Raw genomic sequence first — 22,414 nt, forward strand, 5'->3', positions numbered from 1 at the left:
GTGAAGGGAACTGAGAGTTTAAACCCGTGGGTCAGGTTTGAGCAGCGGAATGTGTCGGCAGGGCCGGGCGGCGTACCGCCCGGCGGCTGAGGTTACAGATGCGACTCGGCGTACTCGGCCAGTACCGAGCGTGGCACCCCTTGCAGGGTGATGTGCACGCCATGGGGGAAGTCCTTGAAGCGCTCGGTGAGGTAGGTCAGGCCCGAGCTGGTCGCGGACAGGTAGGGGGTATCGATCTGCGCCAGGTTGCCCAGGCACACCACCTTGGACCCGGAACCGGCACGGGTGATGATGGTTTTCATCTGGTGCGGGGTCAGGTTCTGGCACTCGTCGATCAGGATCAGGCTCTGCTGGAAGCTGCGCCCGCGGATGTAGTTCAGCGACTTGAACTGCAGCGGTACCCGCTCGAGGATGTACTCGACGCTGCCGTGGGTGCTCTCGTCATCCATGTGCAAGGCTTCGAGGTTGTCGGTGATGGCGCCAAGCCAAGGCTCCATCTTCTCCGCCTCGGTGCCTGGCAGGAAGCCGATCTCCTGGTCCAGCCCCTGCACGCTGCGGGTGGCGATGATGCGCCGGTAGCGCTTGCTGACCATGGTCTGCTCGATGGCCGCGGCCAAGGCCAGGATGGTCTTGCCGGAGCCGGCGGCGCCGGTCAGGTTGACCAGGTGGATATCCGGGTCGAGCAGCGCGAACAGCGCCAGGCTCTGGTGGATGTCCCGCGGCTTGAGGCCCCAGGCCTCCTGGTGCAGCAGCGGTTCCTGGTGCAGGTCGAGCAGCAGCAGTTCGTCGTTGCGGATGCCCTTCACCCAGCCGACGAAGCCTTGTTCATCGATGATGAATTCATTGATGTGCACGGCGGGCAGGTTGTCGATCATCTGCACCCGATGCCAGGTGCGGCCACGCTCCTGGCGGGTATCGACCTTGCTGACCCGGTCCCAGAAGGAACCTGTGACCGAGTGGTAGCCCTTGGACAGCAAGGAAACGTCATCGACCAGCTGGTCGGTGCTGTAGTCCTCGGCCGCGATCCCGCAAGCGCGCGCCTTCAGGCGCATGTTGATGTCTTTGGTCACCAGCACCACGTCCAGGTCGGCGCGCCGGCTGCGTACTTCGAGCAGGGTGTTGATGATGATGTTGTCGTTGAGGTTTTCCGGCAGCAGCTTGCTGGGTTCGTTGCGCGGGCTCATCAGGATCGACAGGTAACCCTTGGGCCCGCTCTTGCCACGCTGGATCGGCACGCCCTGCTCGACATCGCTGGGCGAAGCGTCACCGAGGGTCTGGTCGATCAGGCGGATGGCCTGGCGGCATTCGGCGGCGATGGTCTGTTTACCGGTCTTGAGCTTGTCGAGTTCCTCCAGCACCGTCATCGGAATGGCGACGTGATGCTCCTCGAAGTTGAGCAATGCGTTGGGGTCGTGAATCAGGACGTTGGTATCGAGCACATAGAGGATTGGCTTGCTGGAGGAAGGGTTGCGTCCTTGGTCATCCATACTCGGTCACCTTATGTCGAAGCCACACGGCGCGTTCTGTTGCGCCGCAGAGTGACCGCCGGTCTTCCCGTATCCGCGTTGCTACGGGCGAGAAGCGGACCTGGCAAGGTGGGCCTGGATGACGCCACCTGTGCTGCAGGAATCGGCTGTCTGGTTTCTTCATACCGCAAAAACCATGAACGAAAAAAGCTTTTTTACGTACCGGTGAAGTTTATTTTTCCGATTGACGAACAGGGCTTGGCGGGGGCGGCAGACGGGTCTACAGTCAGAAGTCAGACCCACTAGTCTCGATAGCCGTATTCCCGGCAATCTTCCCAGCCGATGCCGCTCTGCGCCGTGCTGTGCAGCAACCACTCCACCGCTGGCTGCGCCTTGGGCAAGGCGTCATGGAACTGGATCACGCCCTTGCGCCACAGCAGCATCAAGGTCACCACCCGCTGCGCCGAGGCTTCTGCACTCAGCGCCGTGTCATCCTGCGCATCGATGTCCCACAGCGAAACCCGCAGCTGCTGGCTGGCCATGAACGCTTCGCCGTCGGAGCGGCGCTGGCCATAGGGCGGGCGGAACAACGGCACATACTGCTCGGGCAGGTCGGCCTGGACCCGCGCCTGGCTGCGCTTGAGCGAATCCTGCCAGCCGTTCCACTGCGCGTGGGAGCGGTACTCCCAGCCCTGGATCCCCACGCACTGCGCGCCGTAGAGCTGGCTCAAGGCATTGGCCGGGCCACGGTCGCGGCGTTGCTGCAGGCGGTTGCCAAGGACGAAGAAGGTGCCCTGCAGTTTCTGCTTGTTCAGGTAGTCGGCCAGCGTATCGGTGCTGCCACCCTCCGGCCCCGGGCCACCGACGAAGGTCAGCAGGAACATGCGGTCGTTCAGCTCATCGCCATTGCGTTCACGGCTGGACAGGCGCTCGACTTCGCTGCTGGTCTGCGGCAGCAGGGCCGCCTTGCGCAATTGCTCATCCAGGTAACGCACATTGAACTGGTGGCTGGGCTCGATCCAGCCTGTATAGAACGTGCCGACATCTGCAGCGAACGTGGCGGCCTGCCTGCGCAAATCCTCCATCGACTCCACCGGGTAGCAGAACGACGCATCCTCGGTGCAACTGCGCTGGGCCTGTTGATAACCCTGCCATAAACGCTGCCACATGCCGGCCCTGATTGCGCGAACCTTTTGCAGGTTGATCTGCCGCAGCCCCAGGCGCGCAGCCAGGGCGCCATCGTCGAGCAGCTCGCTCTCGTGCAGCACCTGGGCAAACGACAGGATCTGCGCCCGCGAGGCAACGTCGAACAGCGCCGGGCTGTCCAGTTGTTCGGGCCACAGGCTGCGGTCGAGGCTGGCCGGGGGGATGGGGGCGGCCTGGGCGGCCAGGCTCAACAACGAGGCCAGCAAGGCAGCGGCAATGCGCACGATGGGTCTCTCCGTGACGGCGAAACGCGCACTATAGCGCCTGCCTTGGCGATGGTCTGTGACTATTGTCGCCATAGTTTGGCGTTGCCCGCCCCAGTCCGTAGAATCCCCGGCAACGATTCCAGGAGCCGACCCGATGCTGACGGTGATTTCCCCCGCCAAGACCCTCGACTACGACACCAAGCCGGTCACCGACCACTTCACCCTGCCGCAGTACCTGGACGACTCGCAGGTGCTGATCCAGCAGCTGCGCGAGCTGTCGCCGGCGCAGATCAGCGAACTGATGCACCTGTCCGACAAGCTGGCCGGCCTCAACGCCGCGCGCTTCGGCAGCTGGACGCCGGATTTCACCCCGGCCAACGCCAAGCAGGCGCTGCTGGCGTTCAAGGGCGACGTGTACACCGGGTTGGACGCCGAAACCCTCACTGAAGACGACTTCAGCTATGCCCAGCAGCACCTGCGCATGCTCTCGGGCCTGTATGGCCTGCTGCGCCCGCTCGACCTGATGCAGCCCTACCGCCTGGAAATGGGCACCAAGCTGGCCAACGCCCGCGGCAAGGACCTGTATGCGTTCTGGGGCACGCGCATCAGCGAATGGCTGAACCAGGCCCTGGCCGACCAGGGCGATGACCTGCTGCTGAACCTGGCCAGCAACGAGTACTTCAGCGCGGTGAAACGCAGCGCCCTCAAGGGCCGGGTGATCAACGTCGACTTCAAGGACCTGAAGAACGGCCAGTACAAGATCATCAGTTTCTATGCCAAGAAAGCCCGCGGCATGATGAGCCGCTTCGTGATCCAGGAACGGGTTGACGACCCCGAGCGGCTCAAGCAGTTCGATGTGCAGGGCTACTTCTATAGCGCCGAGCAGTCCAAGCCGGACCACCTGGTGTTCCTGCGCGACCACCCGGCCGAGTAATTGCACAAGGGCCTTATCGCCGGCAAGCCGGCTCCCACAGGTACACCACAGCTTTCAATGCCTGTGCAGATCCTGTGGGAGCCGGCTTGCCGGCGATGAGGCCAGTAGCAGCCCCCTCCCTCCCCGCCCTGCAACAGGGCATGCTTCACATTGCCACCAAGCCATTTTAATGACGCCAAAAAACCACCAGTCATAGCCTTATCGCCAAACGCCATAAGACCGTTCGTACTTTTTTGACGAATTTTGAAAAAATTTTTCCCATGCTGGCATAAAAACATCCCCCCTCAGTTTCGCCCTTTATATACAGGGGTGCGTCTGCCCCGTGCCATCAAAGTGAAAGTATCCGCCACTGAAAAAATATTTAGAAATCTTTCATGCAGGCACTTTTCACCCAGGAACTTCTCCCGCAGCCAATCGCTCATAGTGCCGTAACGAATTTCACGCCTCTGCGGTGTGAGAAATGACTTACAGATGACAACCGGCAGTAATCCACTGCCCGCCCCGATTAGTTCGACAGGCGCAACGGATTACCCTGTACGCCCCGTTCCATGGAGGACAGACGCGCCCTTACAAAACGTCCTAGTGGTTGATTTCAAAGGATTTATCCACTTGAAAAAACAAGCACAGCAACGCGCCAAGTAGCGCCTTGCAATAAAGACGGCTGCATTTCAGGGCACGCCTTTTAATTACTGGCCTTTTACTGCCAACTTTGAGTGCACAACTTGGTGCGCTCCAAACTTATTCATGCCTGCGCTCGGCGAAGTGTGCATTCGCCCACGGATCCGTGCGCCTTGAAATTGTTGTTAATCCACCCAGTCCGGCTCTTCCCGGAGGAGCTGGCGTGATAAACACATGAGGTGATAGCGATGCGTATCAGCATCTTTGGTTTGGGTTATGTGGGTGCGGTCTGTGCAGGCTGCCTGACGGCGCGAGGCCATGACGTGATCGGTGTGGACGTGTCCAGCACCAAGATCGACCTGATCAACCAGGGCAAGTCGCCCATCGTCGAACCTGGCCTGGAAGCACTGCTGCAGCAAGGCATCGCCAATGGCCGCCTGCGAGGCACCACCGACTTCGCCGAGGCCATCCGCGCCAGCGACGTGTCGATGATCTGCGTCGGCACCCCAAGCAAGAAAAACGGCGACCTGGGCCTGGAGTACATCGAGTCGGTGTGCCGCGAAATCGGCTACGTGCTGCGTGACACCAGCCGCCGCCACACCATCGTGGTGCGCAGCACCGTGCTGCCAGGCACGGTCAAGAACGTGGTCATCCCGATCCTCGAAGACTGCTCGGGCAAAAAGGCCGGCATCGACTTCGGTGTTGCGGTCAACCCCGAGTTCCTGCGTGAAAGCACCGCGATCAAGGACTACGACCACCCACCGATGACGGTCATCGGTGAACTCGACAGCGCCAGCGGCGATGTGCTGCAAAGCCTGTACGAAGAGCTCGACGCCCCGGTCATCCGCAAGCCGATCGAAGTGGCCGAGATGATCAAGTACACCTGCAACGTGTGGCACGCCACCAAGGTCACCTTCGCCAACGAGATCGGCAACATCGCCAAGGCGGTGGGGGTCGATGGCCGCGATGTGATGGACGTGGTCTGCCAGGACAAGGTGCTGAACCTGTCCCAGTACTACATGCGCCCAGGCTTCGCCTTCGGCGGTTCGTGCCTGCCCAAGGACGTGCGCGCCCTCACCTACCGCGCTGCCAGCCTCGACGTGCGGGCACCGCTGCTCGACTCGCTGATGCGCAGCAACGAATCGCAGGTGCAAAACGCCTTCGAACTGATCGAGGCCCATGACAAGCGCAAGGTCGCCCTGCTCGGCCTGAGCTTCAAGGCCGGCACCGACGACCTGCGCGAAAGCCCGCTGGTGGAACTGGCCGAGCGCCTGATCGGCAAGGGCTACCAGCTGGACATCTACGACGAGAACGTCGAGTACGCCCGCGTCCACGGGGCGAACAAAGAGTACATCGAGTCGAAGATCCCCCACGTATCGAGCCTGCTCAACGCCAACTTCCAGAAGGTCATCGACAACGCCGACATCATCGTCCTGGGCAACCGTGACGAGCAGTTCCGCGCCCTTGCCCAGCAAGCGCCGGAAGGCAAGCAGGTGATCGACCTGGTCGGCTTCATGAGCAAACCGACCTGCTCCACCAGCCGTACCGAAGGCATTTGCTGGTAAGGCCAAGGCCCGGGCAACGCCGCCTCCCCACGGCGTTGCCCTCCTCCCCCAAGAATTCTCCACGGATGCTGAACATGCAAAGGCTCCAGACAGTGCTGTTGCAGTGCGCCGGTTGGCTGCTCTACATGAGCCTGCTCATGTTGATCGCCCTGGCCCTGCCAGCCGATATCTTCGACTCGCAGTCGAAGCACTTCATCTTCCTGGTCGGCGCAGTCGGCATCTGGCGCTACTCCATGGGCGCCACCCATTTCATCCGCGGCATGATCTTCCTCTACGGCGTGTACCCCTACCTGCGCCGCAAGGTGCAGAAGATGGGCGAGGCCGCCGCGCCGTCGCACGTGTACCTGATGGTCACCAGCTTTCGCATCGAAGCCCTGACCACCGCCCAGGTGTACAGCTCGGTGATTCGCGAGGCGATCGACTGCGGCTACCCCACCACCGTGGTCTGCTCGCTGGTGGAAATGTCCGATGAACTGCTGGTCAAGAGCCTGTGGGCCAAGTACAACCCGCCCGCCCACGTCAAGCTGGACATCGTGCGCATCGCCGGCACCGGCAAGCGTGACGGCCTGGCCTATGGTTTTCGCGCCATCTCGCGGATGCTGCCGGACGAAAACGCGGTGGTCGCGGTGATCGACGGCGACACCGTGCTCGGCCAGGGCGTGGTGCGCAAGACCGTGCCGTGGTTCAAGCTGTTCCCCAACGTCGGTGGCCTGACCACCAACGAATTCTGCGAAGTGCGCGGCGGCTACATCATGAGCGAGTGGCACAAGCTGCGCTTCGCCCAGCGCCACATCAACATGTGCTCGATGGCCCTGAGCAAGCGCGTGCTGACCATGACCGGGCGCATGTCGATGTTCCGCGCAAGCGTGGTGACCAACCCCGAGTTCATCGCCGACGTCGAAAGCGACTCGCTGATGCACTGGCGCCTGGGCCGCTTCAAGTTCCTCACCGGTGACGACAAGTCGAGCTGGTTCAGCCTCATGCGCCTGGGCTACGACACCTTCTACGTGCCCGACGCCGCCATCAACACGGTCGAGCACCCGCCGGAAAAAAGCTTCCTCAAGGCCAGCCGCAAACTGATGTACCGCTGGTACGGCAACAACCTGCGGCAGAACTCCCGCGCCCTGGGGCTGGGCATGCGCCGCCTGGGCCTGTTCACCAGCGTGGTGCTGTTCGACCAGCGCGTGTCGATGTGGACCAGCCTGCTGGGCCTGACCGTGGCGGTGATCGCCAGCCTCAAGTTCGGCATGGCCTACCTGCTGGTGTACCTGCTGTGGATCGGCATCACCCGCCTGATCCTCACCATCATGCTGCTGTGCTCGGGCCACAACGTCGGCCCCGCCTACCCGCTGATCCTCTATTACAACCAGATCGTCGGCGCGCTGATGAAGATCTACGTGTTCTTCCGCCTCGACAAGCAGTCCTGGACCCGCCAACCGACTGCCCTCAAGCGTGACCTCGCCAGCTTTCAACAATGGTTCAACACCTGGTCCTCGCGGACCATGACCTTCTCGGCTGCCAGCATCTTCGTCGCTGCGCTGTTCATGGTCGTGTGAGCCCAACCCGGATCGGATCTAACAGGAACAAACCACCATGAATACCGCCGTGAACGTCAATGTCGTGCATGAGTCCGAAGCCCAGCGCCAACACGCCCGGGTGCGCATCCCTGCCAAGCTGCGCTTTCTGGACAATGAGCGCCAAGCCCACGAAGTGAAGGTCGAAGACCTTTCCGCCGGTGGCCTGAGCTTCCACTCCAAGCAACCACTGGCAGTGGGCGAGGTGCTGCGCGGGCGCCTGCAGTTCGTGGTCGACAACCTCGGCCTGTCGATGGACATCGAGTTCCAGGTGCGCTCCTACAACGCCGCCAGCGGCCGTACCGGTGCGCAGTTCCAGAACCTCGAACCGCGCGACATCGCCACCCTGCGCCACATCATCACCAGCCACCTGTCCGGCGAGCTGATCAGCATCGGCGATGTGCTCAGCACCCTGCAGCGCGACAACTTCACCAAGGCGCGCAAGCAGAAGGACGGCGGCTCGGGCCTGTCGGCCTTCGGCCGGCTCAAGGCGGTGACCGTCACCCTCGGCGTGTTCGTGGTCGGCGTGGCCGCCTTCGGCTTCGTCGCCAAGTCGCTGTACGGCATGTACTTCATCAGCCACGCCGAGGCCGGTGTGGTCGCCGTGCCCACCACCACCATCACCATGCCCCGCGACGGCACCGTCAGCAGCCTGGTCGAAAGCGGTGGCCAAGTGATCAAGGGCGCGCCGCTGGCAAGCTTCAGCACCAGCATGCTGGACATGCTCAAGGGCCACCTGGACGACTCGCAACTGGAGCCGGCCAAGGTCGAGGAGCTGTTCGGCAAGCAGCTCTCCGGCACCCTCACCAGCCCCTGCGACTGCGTGGTCGCCCAGCAGCTGGTGAACGACGGCCAGTACGCCGCCAAGGGCCAGCCGATCTTCCAGCTGATCCCGCGCACCACCAACCCGATGGTCGAGGCCCGCTTCAGCTACCGCCAGTTCGACGAGGTCAAGCCAGGTACCCGGGTCAACTTCCAGGTCGCCGGCGAAAGCGAAGTGCGCAGCGGCCAGATCGTCAGCAGCAGCAGCCTTGACAGCGAAAACCTGGCCTCCGACATCCGCGTGCAGATCAAGCCCGACAGCAGCCTGCCTGCAGAGCTTGCCGGGCGCCCGGCGTCGGTCAACAGCGACCGCGGCCCTTCGCTCGACTGGCTGATCGACAAAGCCGTGGCCCGTGGGCTGTAAGAGGACACGTCGATGACCATCAAACGACTCGATACCGGTGGGAGCTGGCTTGCCAGCGATCGAGCGCACAGCGCTCGCCCGGCAGATGCTTCGCCTGCACTGGCCATTCGCCGGCAAGCCGGCTCCCACAAAGTGCGCGTGAACCTTGGCTTGTGCGCCCTGACTGCCGCCATGGTGCTGGCCGGCTGTGCCGGCCTGCCCGATCAGCGCCTGGCCAACGAAGCCCTCAAGCGCGGCGACACCGCGCTGGCCGAGCGCAACTACAAGGCCCTGGCCGATTTGGGCTACAGCGACGCGCAAGTGGGCCTGGCCGATATCAAGGTGTCCAGCGGCGACCCGGCGCAGTTCAAGCAAGCCGAGGCGACCTACCGCGCCGCCGCCGCCACCTCGCCGCGGGCCCAGGTGCGCCTGGGCCGCCTGCTGGTGGCCAAGCCCGACAGCACCCAGGCCGAACGCGAAGAAGCGGAAAAACTGCTCAAGTCCGCCGCCGCCCAGGGCGAGAACAAGACCCTGATCCCGCTGGCGATGCTCTACCTGCTGTACCCGCAGAGCTTCCCCAACGTCAATGCCCAGCAGCAGATCGACCAATGGCGCGCCGCCGGCTACCCGGAAGCGGGCCTGGCGCAGATCCTGCTATACCGCACCCAGGGCACCTATGACCAGAACCTCGACAAGGTCGAGACGCTCTGCAAACAGGCCCTGGCGACCATGGACGTGTGCTACGCCGAACTCGCCACCGTGTACCAGAAGCGTGGCCAAGCCGACCAGCAAGCCGCCCTGCTCGAACAGCTCAAGGCCGGCTATGCCCGCGGCACCGTGCCTGCCACCCGGGTCGACAACGTCGCCCGTGTGCTGGCCGACCGCAGCCTTGGCCAGACCGACGAGAAAACCGCCAAGGACCTGCTCGAACACATCGCCCCGGCCAACCCAGCCTCCTGGGTCAGCCTGGCGCAGCTGCTCTACGACTTCCCCGAGCTGGGCGACACCGACCAGCTGATGGCCTACATCGACAAGGGCCGCGCAGCCGAACAACCGCGCGCCGAGCTGCTGCTCGGCCGCCTGTACTACGAAGGCAAGGCCATCCCCGCCGATGCCGAAAAGGCCGAGCAGCACCTGCAGGCCGCCGCCGACGCTGGCGAAATCAGCGCCGACTACTACCTCGGCCAGCTGTACCGCCGTGGCTACCTGGGCGACGTCGAGCCGCAGAAGGCCGTCGACCACTTGCTCAGCGCCGCCCGTGGCGGCCAGAACAGCGCCGACTACGCCCTCGCCCAGCTGTTCAGCGAAGGCCACGGCATCCGCCCCGAGCCGACCAACGCCTGGGTGTTCGCCCAGCTGTCGCAGGCCAACCCGACGCCGCAATCGGCCGAGCTGCTGCAGCAACTCGACCAGCAACTCACGCCCCAACAGCGCAGCCAGGCGCAGAACCTGCTGGCCCAGGAAAAGCAGGCCCGCGGCAGCATGGCCCAAGGTGGCCGCACCACCTTCGCCCTTGATGCCCTGCAAGACCAAGACCCCGAAGTAGACGGCGAGGACATGCTATGACGCTCAATCCCTTGGTGAAAGCCGGCATCGGCCTGAGCTTCGCATTGCTGTGGTCCTGCCCGACCCTGGCCGACATCACCCTGCAGAAAAACTTCGGCCTGGACGTGAAAATCACCGGCCAATCCGAAGACGACCGCGACCTGGGCACCCGCTCCGGCGGCGACGTCAACGGCCTGGGCCTGGACCTGCGCCCGTGGGTCTACGGTGAACGCGGCAACTGGAGCGCCTATGCCATGGGCCAGGCCGTCGCCGCCACCGACACCATCGAAACCGACACCCTGCGCCAGAACGACGACGGCACCACCACCGACACCGGCGACGACAGCCGCAAGCCCGACAAAAGCTACCTGGCCATGCGCGAATTCTGGGTCGGCTACAGCGGCCTCACCGCCTACCCCGGCGAGCAACTGCGCCTGGGCCGCCAACGCCTGCGCAGCGACGATGGCATGTGGCGCGACACCAACATCGAAGCCCTGAACTGGACCTTCGACACCACCCTGCTCAAGGCCGACCTGGGCGTGGCCCAGCGCTTTAGCGAATACCGCACCGACCTCACCGAGCTGGCCCCGGAAGACAAGGACCGCACGCATCTCTACGGCAACGTCGCCACGCAGTGGACACCCGGCCACTGGGTCGGCGTGCGCGCCCACCACACCCATGACAGCGGCAGCCTGAAAAACCCCGGCGAGACCATCGACGCGCTCGACAAGACCCGCACCGGCGACCTCACCTGGCTGGGCCTGGAAGCCAACAGCGACGCCTACAACTGGCGCAACGACCACACCGTCAACTACTGGGGCAGCGTCACCTGGCTGACCGGCGACCGCGACACCCTCAGCAGCCAGCTGGTCAACGGCGAGCAAGTGGCCACCGGCAAGCAGAGCGGCGACGTCAACGCCTGGGCCACCGACCTGGGCATCCGCCTGCGCCTGGACCCGCAATGGCAGGTCGGTGCGGCCTACGCCCGTGGCAGCGGCGGCGGTGGCGACGACGGCTCGAGCAACTTCGAGCAGACCGGCCTTGAGAGCAACCGCTCCAACTTCACCGGCACCCGCTCGCGCGTGCACCGCTTCGGCGAAGCCTTCCGTGGCGAGCTGGGCAACCTGCAGGCGGCCACCCTGTTCGCCTCCTGGCAGCTGCGCGACGACTACGACGCCAGCTTCATCTACCACAAGTTCTGGCGTGTCGATGGCTCGCAGAACATCGGCTCCAGCGGCATCAACGCGGTGGTCAACGACAACGGCATCAGCCGCCCGCTGGTCGATGGCGAAAAAGACCTTGGCCAGGAAATGGACGTGGTCGTCACCAAGTACTTCAAGCAAGGCCTGCTGCCGGCCTCGATGAGCCAGGCGATCGACGAGCCGTCCGCACTGGTGCGCCTGCGCGCCGGTGTGTTCAAGCCAGGCGATGCCTATGGCAAGGAAGCGGACTCGTACATGCACCGCGCCTTCGTCGACGTGATCTGGCGCTTCTGAGGCCGGGAGAGGACCTGCAATGAACCTTCACCCGCACTTACGTCACAGCCTCCTGGCCAGCGCCCTGCTGCTGGCCAGCCAGTTGGCCTTCGCCGCAGAACCCGCGGCCGTCGCCAAGGGGCTGCAGCAGGCCAAGACCTACACCGTGTCCGCCGCGCCCACCGAGCCGCTGCACATGGACCCGCCCAAGCTGCCTGACCTGAGCGGCTACACCGCCGCCGCCGTGCAGCAAAAGATCGACCGCCGCCACAAGGGCAAGGTCAGCGTGCGGCGCATGCTGCAGGAAGAGTCGCTCAAGGAATTCATCGGCGGCGACAACAAGGCGGCCGAATGGGTGCAGCGCCAGCACGGCATCCCCCAGGCAATCTTCGTCGATGACGGCCATGTCGACCTGGTGCAGCTGAGCAAGCAGGTGCCCAAGCAGTACCTCAGCGAAGTCGAGCCGGGCGTGTACCTGGCGCGCCTGCCGATCGTGGTCGGGCGCAACGGCATCCTGGAAATCGACGGCAAGGTCAAGCAGCTGCGCCTGTCCCAGGAAGGCGGCTCGTTTCTGGTCAACGACGGCAAGCTGTTCATCAGCGACACCCAGGTGAGCGGCTGGCGCGAGAAGGACAACGGCCCTGCCACCTTCCGCTCGCCCAAGGAATTCCGCCCGTTCCTGCTGTCGTGGGGCGGCACCGAGACCTACATCGTCAATACCAGGATGGAAAGCTTCGGCTACGCCAAGTCCAAGTCGTATGGCGTGAGCATCTCGCAGTACACGCCGAACATGGCCAAGCGCATGGGCCGCCCGGAACCCACCGGCTGGATCATCGGCTCGCAGTTCAGCGACATGTGGTACGGCTTCTACTGCTACGAGACGCAGGACTTCGTGGTCAAGGACAACACCTACCGCGACAACATCGTCTACGGCATCGACCCGCACGACCGCTCGCACCGCCTGATCATCGCCGGCAACACGGTGTACGGCACCAAGAAGAAGCACGGCATCATCGTCTCGCGCGAGGTCAACGACAGCTGGATCATCAACAACAAGAGCTATGACAACAAGCTCTCCGGGGTGGTGATCGACCGCAACAGCGTCAACAACCTGATCGCCTACAACGAGATCTACCGCAACCACACCGACGGCATCACCCTGTACGAAAGCGGCGACAACCTGATCTGGGGCAACAAGCTGATCAACAACCGCCGCCACGGCATCCGCGTGCGCAACAGCGTGAACATCCGCCTGTACGAGAACATCGCCATGGCCAACGGCCTGGTCGGCGTGTACGGGCACATCAAGGACCTGTCCGACACCGACCGCGACATCGAACTCGACCCGTTCGACACCAAGGTGTCGCTGATCGTGGTCGGCGGCGAACTGGCGGCCAATGGCTCCGGCCCCCTGTCGATCGACTCGCCGCTGTCGGTGGAGTTGTACAAGGTCTCCATGCTCGCCCCGCGCAAGGCCAGCGGCATCAGCCTCAACGGCATCCTCGGCGAGCGCCAGGACGAAATCCTCGACCTGCTGGTGCGCCAGCAGAAGGCCGTGCTGATCGACCCGGTCGAACGCCAGACCGAAATGATCGATTAAGGAAGCCCAGACCATGACTCCACACCTGATGAAACTGCTGGGCCTGTCCGCCGCCCTCCTGGCCATCAGCCAGGGCGTGCGTGCCGACGACGTGCAGGCCCCGGCCTTCACCGCCGAGCCTTGCTGCCAGCTGTGCCCCGAGGCGCATGACGCCAGCCGCTACACCACCCGCTACCAGCAGAACTTCACCACGCTGGTGCAGGCCCAGGGCGACTGGCTGTTCCGTACCCGCGAAGACCTGCGCACCGAGTTCAACACCACCCCGGCCGGCTACAAGCGCCTGCAGCAGGTGCATGACGCGTTCAAGAAACGCGGCGTGGAACTGGTCGTGGTCTACCAGCCGACCCGCGGCCTGGTGAACCGCAACATGCTCAAGCCGGCCGAGAAAGCCGCCTTCGACTACCAGAAGGCCCTGGGCAACTACCAGGCCATGCTCAAGCGCTTTGCCAGCATGGGCTACAACGTGCCCGACCTGTCGCCGCTGACCAACGAGCAACTGGCCGCCGCCGACCAGGGCAAGGACTTCTACTTCCGCGGCGACCAGCACTGGACGCCATACGGCGCCGAGCGCGCGGCCAAGATCGTGGCCGACACCGTGCACCAGATGCCGGCCTTCGAAGGCGTCCCGCGCAAGGAATTCGAAACCCAGAAGTCCGGGCGCATGGGCAAGACCGGCACCCTGCACAACGTTGCCGGCCAGCTCTGCGGCACCAGCTACGCGGTGCAGTACATGGACCAGTTCGCCACCGAACCGAAAGGCTCCAGCGGCGGTGGCGACGACCTCTTCGGTGACAGCGGCAACGCCCAGATCACCCTGGTCGGCACCAGCCACAGCGGCAAGAACTACAACTTCTCGGGCTTCCTCGAGCAGTACATCGGCGCCGACGTGCTCAACGTCGCCTTCCCCGGCGGCGGCCTGGAAGGCTCGATGATCCAGTACCTGGGCAGCGAGGAATTCCAGAGCCACCCACCGAAGATCCTGATCTGGGAATTCTCGCCGCTGTACCGCCTGGACCAGGAAACCATCTGGCGGCAGATCCTCGGCCTGCTCGACGACGGCTGCGATGCGCGCCCGGCGCTGATGAGCGCCAGCACCACGCTCAAGCCCGGCAAGAACGAGCTGATGGTCAACGGCAAGGGCGGCGTGATCAAGGACTTGGTCAACCGCAACCTGCAGATGGACGTGAAGTTCGAGGACCCGTCGGTGAAGGTGCTGCAAGCGACCCTCTGGTACCTCAACGGCCGCCACGAGGACATCAAGCTGGAAAAACCGGAAACCTCCGACACCGACGGGCGCTTCGTCTTCCAGATGCGCGAGGACGAGGACTGGGCCAGCCAGAACCTGCTGGCCTTCGAGGTCCAGGGGCCGGAGAACGGCACCCAGAAGGTCGAGGCCAAACTCTGCAAACGCAACAACTTCGCCGTGCCTGCGCAAACCGCCCAGGCCGGCCAGTGAGGCGACCATGACTGCATTCAAGCGAACCTTCCGCCCTGCCCTGCTCGCCCTGGCGCTGTTCGGTAGCGCCGCGCACGCCGCGCTGGTGCCGCCCCAGGGCTACTACGAGGGCATCGAGAAGCTCAAGACTCGCGACGGCAACTTCCGCTGCGAGGCGGCGCCCAAGCCCTACACCGGCGCGCTGCAGTTTCGCAGCAAGTACGAAGGCTCGGACAAGGCCCGGGCGACCCTGAACGTCGAGTCGGAAGAGGCCTTCCGCGACTCCACCAAAGACATCACCACCCTCGAGCGTGGCGTGGCCAAGATGGTCAACCAGTACATGCGCGACGGCCGCCCGGCGCAGCTCGACTGCACCCTGACCTGGCTGGGTACCTGGGCCCGCGCCGATGCGCTGATGTCGACCAACTACAACCACACCGGCAAGTCCATGCGCAAATGGGCGCTGGGCAGCATGAGCGGTTCGTGGTTGCGCCTGAAGTTCTCCAACTCGCAGCCATTGGCCGCGCACCAGGCCGAGGCCGAGCTGATCGAGAAGTGGTTCGGCCGCCTCGCCGAGCAGACCGTGCGCGACTGGAGCAACCTGCCGCTGGAGAAGATCAACAACCACAGCTACTGGGCGGCGTGGTCGGTAATGGCCACCGCCGTGGCCACCGACCGCCGCGACCTGTTCGACTGGGCGGTGAAGGAATACAAGGTCGGCGCCAACCAGATCGATGACCAGGGCTTCTTGCCCAACGAGGTCAAGCGCAAGCAGCGCGCCCTGGCCTACCACAACTACGCCCTGCCGCCGCTGGCGATGATCGCCAGCTTCGCCAAGGCCAACGGCGTGGACCTGCGCAGCGAAAACAACTTCGCCCTGCAGCGCCTGGGCGAAGGCGTGCTGGCCGGCGCCCGCGACCCGCGCCACTTCGCCGAACGTGCCGGCGAGAAACAGGACATGAAAGACCTCAAGGTCGACAGCAAGTACGCCTGGCTCGAGCCGTGGTGCGCGCTGTACCAGTGCGTCGGCGACACCCTGCAGCGCAAGCACGGCATGCAGCCGTTCGACAGCTTCAGGCTCGGCGGCAACCTGACCCGGGTCTACGACCCGAGCGCGGATTCCAAGAAGTAACGCAAAACCCTGTGGGAGCCGGCTTGCCGGCGATGGGCCGCAAAGCGGCCCCTGAGCACCGCTGGGCAAGGCTGGCGCCTTGCATCGCCGGCAAGCCAGCTCCCACAGGAATCTAGGTAGCCCGCCACGCATGCGTGGGGGGTTTGGGGGGCGCTTTGCCCTGGATGCTGTGAACAACTTAGGAGAACCGGGATGGTCTTCTCGTCCAACGTGTTCCTGTTCCTGTTCTTGCCGATCTTCCTCGGCCTGTACTACCTGAGCGGGCAACGTTATCGCAACCTGCTGCTGCTGGTCGCCAGCTACATCTTCTACGCCTGGTGGCGGGTGGACTTCCTCGCCCTGTTCGCCGGGGTGACCCTGTGGAACTACTGGATCGGCCTGAAAGTCGGCGCCGCCGGCGTGCGCACCAAGCCGGCCCAGCGCTGGCTGCTGCTGGGCGTGGGCGTGGACCTGGCGATCCTCGGCTACTTCAAGTACGCCAACTTCGGCGTCGACAGCCTCAACGCGATCATCACCTCGTTTGGCCTGGAGCCGTTCATCCTCACCCACGTGCTGCTGCCGATCGGCATCTCGTTCTACATCTTCGAGTCGATCAGCTACATCATCGACGTGTACCGCGGCGACACCCCGGCCACCCGCAACCTGATCGACTTCGCCGCGTTCGTGGCGATCTTCCCGCACCTGATCGCCGGCCCCGTGCTGCGCTTCAAGGACCTGGTCGACCAGTTCAACAACCGCACCCACACCCTGGACAAGTTCTCCGAAGGCTGCACCCGCTTCATGCAGGGCTTCATCAAGAAAGTGTTCATCGCCGACACCCTGGCGGTGGTCGCCGACCACTGCTTCGCCCTGCAGAACCCCACCACCGGCGACGCCTGGCTCGGCGCCCTGGCCTACACCGCGCAGCTGTACTTCGACTTCTCCGGCTACAGCGACATGGCCATCGGCCTGGGCCTGATGATGGGCTTTCGCTTCATGGAGAACTTCAAGCAGCCGTACATCAGCCAGTCGATCACCGAGTTCTGGCGCCGCTGGCACATCAGCCTGTCGACCTGGCTGCGCGACTACCTCTACATCACCCTGGGCGGCAACCGCAAAGGCACCTTCAACACCTACCGCAACCTGTTCCTGACCATGCTGCTGGGCGGCCTGTGGCACGGTGCCAACTTCACCTACATCATCTGGGGCGCCTGGCACGGCATGTGGCTGGCGATCGAGCGGGCACTGGGCATCGACACCAACCCGCAGCGCTTCAACCCGATCAAGTGGGCGTTCACCTTCCTGCTGGTGGTGGTCGGCTGGGTGATCTTCCGCGCCGAGAACCTGCACGTGGCCGGGCGCATGTACGGCGCCATGTTCAGCTTCGGTGAATGGCAGCTGTCGGAGCTCAACCGCGCCCAGCTCACCGGGCTGCAGGTGGCGACCCTGGTGATCGCCTACCTGACCCTGGCCTTCTTCGGCCTGCGCGACTTCTACCGCAACGCCAGGCCGACGGCCAAGGCCACCCCGGTGCAGGTCAATGCCGACGGCTCGCTCGGCCTGGACTGGACCCGGGTCATGTCCCGCGCCCTGATCCTGATGCTGTTCGCCGCCTCGATCCTCAAGCTTTCGGCGCAGAGCTACTCGCCGTTCCTCTACTTCCAGTTCTGAGGTTGATGACCATGACCCGGACATTACGCATCACTTACTCCCTGTCGTTCATCGGCCTGCTGGTGGGCATGGGCGTGTGGTCCACCGGTGGCCTGCAAAGCTTCCAGCGCACCGAGCAGATGACCCTGCTCAACGGCAAGCTGGCCAAGGCCGCCGAGACCCACTACGACGACCAGTTCCCGATCAAGCGCCTGGGTACCAACCTCTGGGCCGCGCTGGACTTCAAGCTGTTCAACGAAGGCCGCCCCGGCGTGGTGCTGGGCCGTGACCAGTGGCTGTTCAGCGACGAAGAGTTCAAGCCCACCGCCGGTGCCCAGCAGCTGATGGAGGAAAACCTGGCGCTGATCCGTGGCGTGCGCGACACCCTGCAGCAGCACGGCAGCCAGCTGGTGCTGGCGATCGTGCCGGCCAAGGCGCGCATCTACTCGGAATACGTGGGCAAGGAGCAACCGGCCAGCCTGCACGACGACCTGTACAACCAGTTCCACGCCCAGGTACGCCAGGCCAACGTGTTCGCCCCGGACCTGCAAGCCGCGATGGAGCAGGCCAAGGGCCGCGGCCAGGTGTTCCTGCGTACCGACACCCACTGGACGCCGATGGGCGCCGAAGTGGCCGCCCAGACCCTGGCCGAGGCGGTCAACCGCCAGAACCTGCTCAACGGCGACCCGCAGGCGTTCATCACCGAAGCCGGCAGCAGCGCGCCGTACAAGGGCGACCTGACCAACTTCCTGCCGCTCGACCCACTGTTCAGCAACCTGCTGCCCAGCCCGGACAACCTGCAGCAACGCACCACCCGCCCGGCCGAGGCGCAAGCCGATGCCGGCGACGCGCTGTTCGCCGACAGCCAGATCCCGGTGGCGCTGGTGGGCACCAGCTACAGCGCCAACCCCCACTGGAACTTCCTCGGCGCGCTGCAGCAGGCCCTGCACAGCGACGTTGCCAACTACGCCGAAGACGGCCACGGCCCGCTGCTGCCGATGCTCAAGTACCTGCAAAGCGATGCCTTCAAGAACGCCGCGCCACAAGTGGTGGTGTGGGAATTCCCCGAACGTTATCTGCCAATGAAGAACGACCTCAGCAGCTTCGACCCGCAGTGGATCGCGCAGCTGAAGAACTCCCGTAAATCCGAAGAAAACCTGGCCCTGTCGTCCACCCGGACGAACCACTGATAGATAGAGAGGAACACGCACATGACTACCAAGACTTCCATTGCCAAAGCCCTCACCCTCGCGGCCGGCCTGTCTCTTGCTTCCCTGCAGGCCTTCGCCGGCGCCGACGCCGCGCTGTACGGCCCGACCGCCCCGAAAGGCTCGACCTTCGTGCGCCTGTACAACGCCGCCAGCGCCCCGGCCGCCGCCAGCGTCGGCAACACCCAGATCAAGCAGGTCGGCGCCCAGGCCAGCAGCGACTTCAGCTTCCTGCCAGGCGGTGACTACACAGCCCAGGTCGGCGGCAAGAGCGTCCCGGTCAAGCTGGCCGCCGACAAGTACTACACCCTGGTCAACAACAACGGCGGCAACCCGCAACTGATCGAAGAGCCGCCGTTCAAGAACAAGCAGAAAGCGCTGGTGCGCGTGCAGAACCTCAGCGACCAGGCGCTGACCCTGAAAACCGCCGACGGCAAGACCGACGTGGTGCAGTCGGTGGCCGCCAAGGGCCGTGGCGAGCGCGAGATCAACCCGGTCAAGGTCAACCTGGCCCTGTTCGAAGGCAACAAGAAAGTCAGCGACCTCAAACCGGTCGCCCTGGAGCGCGGCGAAGCCGCCGTGCTGTACGTCACTGGCTCCGGCAGCAACCTGTCGCCGGTCTGGGTCACTCGCCCAGTGTCCACCAACTGATCCCCTGCCTCGTTAACGACCTTATTGGAGAAACATGATGATCCCGGTAATTCTTTCTGGTGGTAGCGGTTCGCGTCTGTGGCCTCTGTCGCGCAAGCAGTTCCCCAAGCAGTTCCTGGCCCTGACCGGTGAGCACACGCTGTTCCAGCAGACCCTCGAGCGCCTGGTGTTCGAAGGCATGGACGCACCGATCGTGGTGTGCAACAAGGACCACAAGTTCATCGTCCAGGAGCAGCTGGCCAGCCTGAGGCTCGAAACCCAGGCCATCCTGATGGAGCCGTTCGGCCGCAACACGGCGCCTGCGGTGGCGATGACCGCGATGAAGCTGGTCAACGAAGGCCGTGACGACCTGATGCTGGTGCTCCCGGCCGACCACGTGATCGATGACCAGAAAGCCCTGCAGCGCGCCCTGGCCCTGGCCACCGTGGCCGCCGAGCGTGGCGAGATGGTGCTGTTCGGCGTGCCGGCGACCAAGCCCGAAACCGGCTACGGCTACATCCGCTCCAGCCAGGACGCCCTGCTGCCAGAAGGCGTGGCCCGCGTTGCACAGTTCGTCGAGAAACCCGACGAAAAACGCGCCGCCGAATTCGTCAAGGCCGGTGGCTACTTCTGGAACAGCGGCATGTTCCTGTTCCGTGCCAGCCGCTTCCTCGAAGAGCTGAAAAAGCACGACGCCGACATCTACGACACCTGCGTGCTGGCCCTGGAGCGCAGCGAAGAAGACGGCGACCTGCTGAGCATCGACGAAGCCACCTTCGCCTGCTGCCCGGACAACTCCATCGACTACGCGGTGATGGAAAAGACCCAGCGCGCCTGCGTGGTGCCGATGTCGGCCGGCTGGAGCGACGTGGGCTGCTGGTCGTCGCTGTGGGAAGTGCACGACAAGGACGCCGACGGCAACGTCACCAAGGGCGATGTGGTGGTGCAGGACAGCCGCAACTGCATGATCCACGGCAACGGCAAGCTGGTGTCAGTGATCGGCCTGGAGAACATTGTCGTGGTCGAGACCAAGGACGCGATGATGATTGCCCACAAGGACAAGGTCCAGGGCGTCAAGCAGATGGTCAAGACCCTCGACGAGCAGGGCCGCAGCGAGACCCAGAACCACCTGGAGGTGTACCGCCCGTGGGGCTCGTACGACTCGGTGGACATGGGCGGGCGCTTCCAGGTCAAGCACATCACCGTCAAGCCGGGCGCGAGCCTGTCGCTGCAGATGCACCACCACCGTGCCGAGCACTGGATCGTGGTATCGGGCACGGCCGAGGTCACCTGCGACGAGAACGTGTTCCTGCTCACCGAGAACCAGTCGACCTACATTCCGATTGCCTCGATCCACCGCCTGCGCAACCCGGGCAAGATCCCGCTGGAGATCATCGAAGTGCAGTCGGGCAGCTACCTGGGCGAGGATGACATCGAGCGCTTCGAGGACGTCTACGGGCGCACCTCGACGCCGGTGGAGCGTGGCGTTTCGGTGAAGACCATCGCGCAGTAGGCAACACCCCGGGGCCGCATTGCGGCCCCTTCTTTGAGGCCACCGTGATTTGGCGCTACGATGGTCGGACCTGCGCAAACAAGGTCTGCCCGCATCATGATCATCGGTGCCTTCCTCATCCTCACCTGGCTGGTGCTGCTGTTGCGCTACCCGGCAAAGGCCCTGCCGATCTCACTGGCGGCCGTACTTGGCCTCGGCCTGGTCGCCCTGTGGGTGGTCTGGCAAGACCAGCGCGAAGCCTCGCAACTGGCGCGGCTGGACCTGCGCCTGACCTATGCCCCTGAACACTGCCCTGCCGACCGCGCGTTGCAGGTGCACATGAAAAACGGCAACAAGGCCCCGCTCACCGAACTGCGCTGGCGCGTGGCGGCGTATGCCCCGGGCGATACCGTGAACCTGGCCGAGAACACCTACGCCGCACCGCGCTATCGCGGGCCGGGCGACCTGCAGCCGGGGACCGAGTGGCAAGACTGCCTGCCATTGCCGCCGCTGCGTGCGGGCTACCGGCCGCAGACCCTGGAATTTCGTGCCGAGCACCTGCAAGGCAGCTTTGCCAATTGATGCATTGCCTGCGCTGATCCCAACATCCCCCAGTAAACAGGCCTCCCCATGCCCACCGTCCTGATCACCGGTTGTTCCAGCGGCATCGGCCGCGCCCTGGCCGACGCTTTGCGCGATGCCGGCCACACCGTCTGGGCCACCGCCCGCAAACCCGAGGATGTCGCGCAACTGAGCGCCGCAGGCTTCACCGCCCGGCAACTGGACGTGAACGACAACGACGCCCTGGCGCGCCTGGCCGCAGAGCTCGAAACCCTCGACATCCTGATCAACAACGCCGGCTACGGCGCCATGGGGCCGCTGCTCGATGGCGGTGTCGACGCCATGCGCCAGCAGTTCGAAACCAACGTCTTCGCCGTGGTCGGCGTTACCCGCGCACTGTTCCCATTGCTGCGCCGCTCACGCGGCCTGGTGGTGAACATCGGCAGTGTGTCCGGGGTGCTGGTCACGCCGTTTGCCGGCGCCTACTGCGCCTCCAAGGCCGCCGTGCATGCCTTGAGCGATGCCCTGCGCCTGGAGCTTGCGCCGTTCGGGGTGCGGGTGATGGAAGTGCAGCCGGGGGCGATTGCCTCGCAGTTCGCCAGTAATGCCCAGCGCCAGGCCGAGCAGGTGCTGGCGGCGGATTCGCCGTGGTGGCCGTTGCGTGAGCAGGTGCAGGCACGGGCGCGAGCTTCGCAGGACAAACCGACGCCTGCGGCGGTGTTTGCCCAAGGGGTGCTGGCCGCGCTGGGCAAGTCGCCGGTGCCGGCGGTGGTGCGGTTGGGCAACGGCAGTACCGCGTTGCCGTTGATGGCCCGGCTGCTGCCGCGGCGGTTGCTGGATTGGGCGTTGCGCAAGCGCTTCGGGCTTTTGCGGCCGCTTTGAGTTTGCAGCTGCCTGTGCCGGCCTCTTCGCGGGGCAAGCCCGCTCCCACAGGTTCAACCACAGCACATGACCTGTGGGAGCCGGCTTGCCG

The 22,414-nt window shown here is 64.4% G+C and carries 17 protein-coding genes; 15 read left to right on the plus strand and 2 right to left on the minus strand.

Annotated features, from left to right (window positions below):
* Window positions 1–92 precede the first annotated feature (92 nt).
* Both L6D75_RS06365 and L6D75_RS06370 read right to left on the minus strand, forming a co-directional pair.
* Window positions 93–1,487: a PhoH family protein gene (locus tag L6D75_RS06365; protein WP_176512310.1), complete on the minus strand. Its 1,395-nt coding sequence runs from the start codon at window positions 1,485–1,487 to the stop codon at window positions 93–95.
* A gap of 281 nt (window positions 1,488–1,768) precedes the next feature.
* Window positions 1,769–2,896 (minus strand): polysaccharide deacetylase family protein, encoded by a 1,128-nt coding sequence (locus L6D75_RS06370; protein ID WP_176512308.1) that lies wholly within the window; start codon window positions 2,894–2,896, stop codon window positions 1,769–1,771.
* A gap of 136 nt (window positions 2,897–3,032) precedes the next feature.
* Between L6D75_RS06370 and yaaA the strand changes: the two genes are divergently transcribed.
* The 15 genes from yaaA (at window position 3,033) to L6D75_RS06445 (ending at window position 22,323) form a co-directional block, all read left to right on the plus strand.
* Window positions 3,033–3,812, plus strand: a complete 780-nt coding sequence (gene yaaA / locus L6D75_RS06375; protein ID WP_176512306.1) for a peroxide stress protein YaaA — start codon at window positions 3,033–3,035, stop codon at window positions 3,810–3,812.
* A gap of 866 nt (window positions 3,813–4,678) precedes the next feature.
* Entirely contained in the window at window positions 4,679–5,995 is a 1,317-nt protein-coding gene (locus L6D75_RS06380; RefSeq protein ID WP_176512305.1) for a nucleotide sugar dehydrogenase, read from the plus strand.
* Window positions 5,996–6,069: 74 nt separating this feature from the next.
* Window positions 6,070–7,551: a glycosyltransferase family 2 protein gene (locus L6D75_RS06385; protein ID WP_176512304.1), complete on the plus strand. Its 1,482-nt coding sequence runs from the start codon at window positions 6,070–6,072 to the stop codon at window positions 7,549–7,551.
* A 37-nt stretch (window positions 7,552–7,588) separates the two neighbouring features.
* Window positions 7,589–8,755: an alginate biosynthesis protein Alg44 gene (locus L6D75_RS06390; protein WP_176512303.1), complete on the plus strand. Its 1,167-nt coding sequence runs from the start codon at window positions 7,589–7,591 to the stop codon at window positions 8,753–8,755.
* Between the two features lie 171 nt (window positions 8,756–8,926).
* Entirely contained in the window at window positions 8,927–10,300 is a 1,374-nt protein-coding gene (algK, locus tag L6D75_RS06395; RefSeq protein WP_236193452.1) for an alginate biosynthesis TPR repeat lipoprotein AlgK, read from the plus strand.
* A complete protein-coding gene (locus L6D75_RS06400) occupies window positions 10,297–11,775 on the plus strand; it encodes an alginate export family protein (protein WP_176512301.1) in 1,479 nt (492 codons plus the stop codon). Before algK ends, L6D75_RS06400 begins: the two co-directional genes overlap by 4 nt.
* A 19-nt stretch (window positions 11,776–11,794) precedes the next feature.
* Complete coding sequence (gene algG, locus L6D75_RS06405) at window positions 11,795–13,354, plus strand: mannuronan 5-epimerase AlgG (protein ID WP_176512300.1); 1,560 nt, start codon at window positions 11,795–11,797, stop codon at window positions 13,352–13,354.
* A gap of 13 nt (window positions 13,355–13,367) precedes the next feature.
* Complete coding sequence (locus L6D75_RS06410) at window positions 13,368–14,810, plus strand: alginate O-acetyltransferase (protein WP_176512299.1); 1,443 nt, start codon at window positions 13,368–13,370, stop codon at window positions 14,808–14,810.
* Window positions 14,811–14,817: 7 nt separating this feature from the next.
* Entirely contained in the window at window positions 14,818–15,921 is a 1,104-nt protein-coding gene (locus L6D75_RS06415) for a mannuronate-specific alginate lyase (protein ID WP_176512298.1), read from the plus strand.
* Between the two features lie 192 nt (window positions 15,922–16,113).
* Entirely contained in the window at window positions 16,114–17,571 is a 1,458-nt protein-coding gene (locus L6D75_RS06420) for an MBOAT family O-acyltransferase (RefSeq protein WP_176512297.1), read from the plus strand.
* Between the two features lie 11 nt (window positions 17,572–17,582).
* Window positions 17,583–18,740 carry an alginate O-acetyltransferase gene (locus tag L6D75_RS06425; RefSeq protein ID WP_176512296.1) on the plus strand — a complete coding sequence of 386 codons (1,158 nt, stop codon included), beginning with the start codon at window positions 17,583–17,585 and terminating at the stop codon, window positions 18,738–18,740.
* Between the two features lie 21 nt (window positions 18,741–18,761).
* Window positions 18,762–19,409: an alginate O-acetyltransferase AlgF gene (locus L6D75_RS06430; protein WP_176512295.1), complete on the plus strand. Its 648-nt coding sequence runs from the start codon at window positions 18,762–18,764 to the stop codon at window positions 19,407–19,409.
* Window positions 19,410–19,446: 37 nt separating this feature from the next.
* Window positions 19,447–20,901, plus strand: a complete 1,455-nt coding sequence (locus tag L6D75_RS06435; protein WP_176512441.1) for a mannose-1-phosphate guanylyltransferase/mannose-6-phosphate isomerase — start codon at window positions 19,447–19,449, stop codon at window positions 20,899–20,901.
* Between the two features lie 96 nt (window positions 20,902–20,997).
* Window positions 20,998–21,462, plus strand: coding sequence for a multidrug transporter (locus L6D75_RS06440; protein WP_176512294.1), 465 nt, complete (start codon window positions 20,998–21,000; stop codon window positions 21,460–21,462).
* Window positions 21,463–21,510: 48 nt separating this feature from the next.
* Window positions 21,511–22,323 (plus strand): SDR family oxidoreductase, encoded by an 813-nt coding sequence (locus tag L6D75_RS06445; RefSeq protein ID WP_176512293.1) that lies wholly within the window; start codon window positions 21,511–21,513, stop codon window positions 22,321–22,323.
* The last annotated feature ends 91 nt before the right edge of the window (window positions 22,324–22,414 follow it).

This window comes from Pseudomonas faucium (assembly GCF_021602585.1).
GTDB lineage: Bacteria > Pseudomonadota > Gammaproteobacteria > Pseudomonadales > Pseudomonadaceae > Aquipseudomonas > Aquipseudomonas faucium.

Bases quoted from the DNA above. Each gene is read 5' to 3' on its own strand.
- L6D75_RS06365 (WP_176512310.1), bottom strand. From the start codon at position 1,487: ATGGATGACCAAGGACGCAACCCTTCCTCCAGCAAGCCAATCCTCTAT.
- L6D75_RS06380 (WP_176512305.1), top strand. From the start codon at position 4,679: ATGCGTATCAGCATCTTTGGTTTGGGTTATGTGGGTGCGGTCTGTGCA.
- L6D75_RS06390 (WP_176512303.1), top strand. From the start codon at position 7,589: ATGAATACCGCCGTGAACGTCAATGTCGTGCATGAGTCCGAAGCCCAG.
- L6D75_RS06415 (WP_176512298.1), top strand. From the start codon at position 14,818: ATGACTGCATTCAAGCGAACCTTCCGCCCTGCCCTGCTCGCCCTGGCG.
- L6D75_RS06430 (WP_176512295.1), top strand. From the start codon at position 18,762: ATGACTACCAAGACTTCCATTGCCAAAGCCCTCACCCTCGCGGCCGGC.
- L6D75_RS06435 (WP_176512441.1), top strand. From the start codon at position 19,447: ATGATCCCGGTAATTCTTTCTGGTGGTAGCGGTTCGCGTCTGTGGCCT.
- L6D75_RS06440 (WP_176512294.1), top strand. From the start codon at position 20,998: ATGATCATCGGTGCCTTCCTCATCCTCACCTGGCTGGTGCTGCTGTTG.
- L6D75_RS06445 (WP_176512293.1), top strand. From the start codon at position 21,511: ATGCCCACCGTCCTGATCACCGGTTGTTCCAGCGGCATCGGCCGCGCC.
- L6D75_RS06410 (WP_176512299.1), top strand. From the start codon at position 13,368: ATGACTCCACACCTGATGAAACTGCTGGGCCTGTCCGCCGCCCTCCTG.
- L6D75_RS06420 (WP_176512297.1), top strand. From the start codon at position 16,114: ATGGTCTTCTCGTCCAACGTGTTCCTGTTCCTGTTCTTGCCGATCTTC.
- yaaA (WP_176512306.1), top strand. From the start codon at position 3,033: ATGCTGACGGTGATTTCCCCCGCCAAGACCCTCGACTACGACACCAAG.
- L6D75_RS06385 (WP_176512304.1), top strand. From the start codon at position 6,070: ATGCAAAGGCTCCAGACAGTGCTGTTGCAGTGCGCCGGTTGGCTGCTC.
- algK (WP_236193452.1), top strand. From the start codon at position 8,927: ATGGTGCTGGCCGGCTGTGCCGGCCTGCCCGATCAGCGCCTGGCCAAC.
- L6D75_RS06425 (WP_176512296.1), top strand. From the start codon at position 17,583: ATGACCCGGACATTACGCATCACTTACTCCCTGTCGTTCATCGGCCTG.
- L6D75_RS06400 (WP_176512301.1), top strand. From the start codon at position 10,297: ATGACGCTCAATCCCTTGGTGAAAGCCGGCATCGGCCTGAGCTTCGCA.
- algG (WP_176512300.1), top strand. From the start codon at position 11,795: ATGAACCTTCACCCGCACTTACGTCACAGCCTCCTGGCCAGCGCCCTG.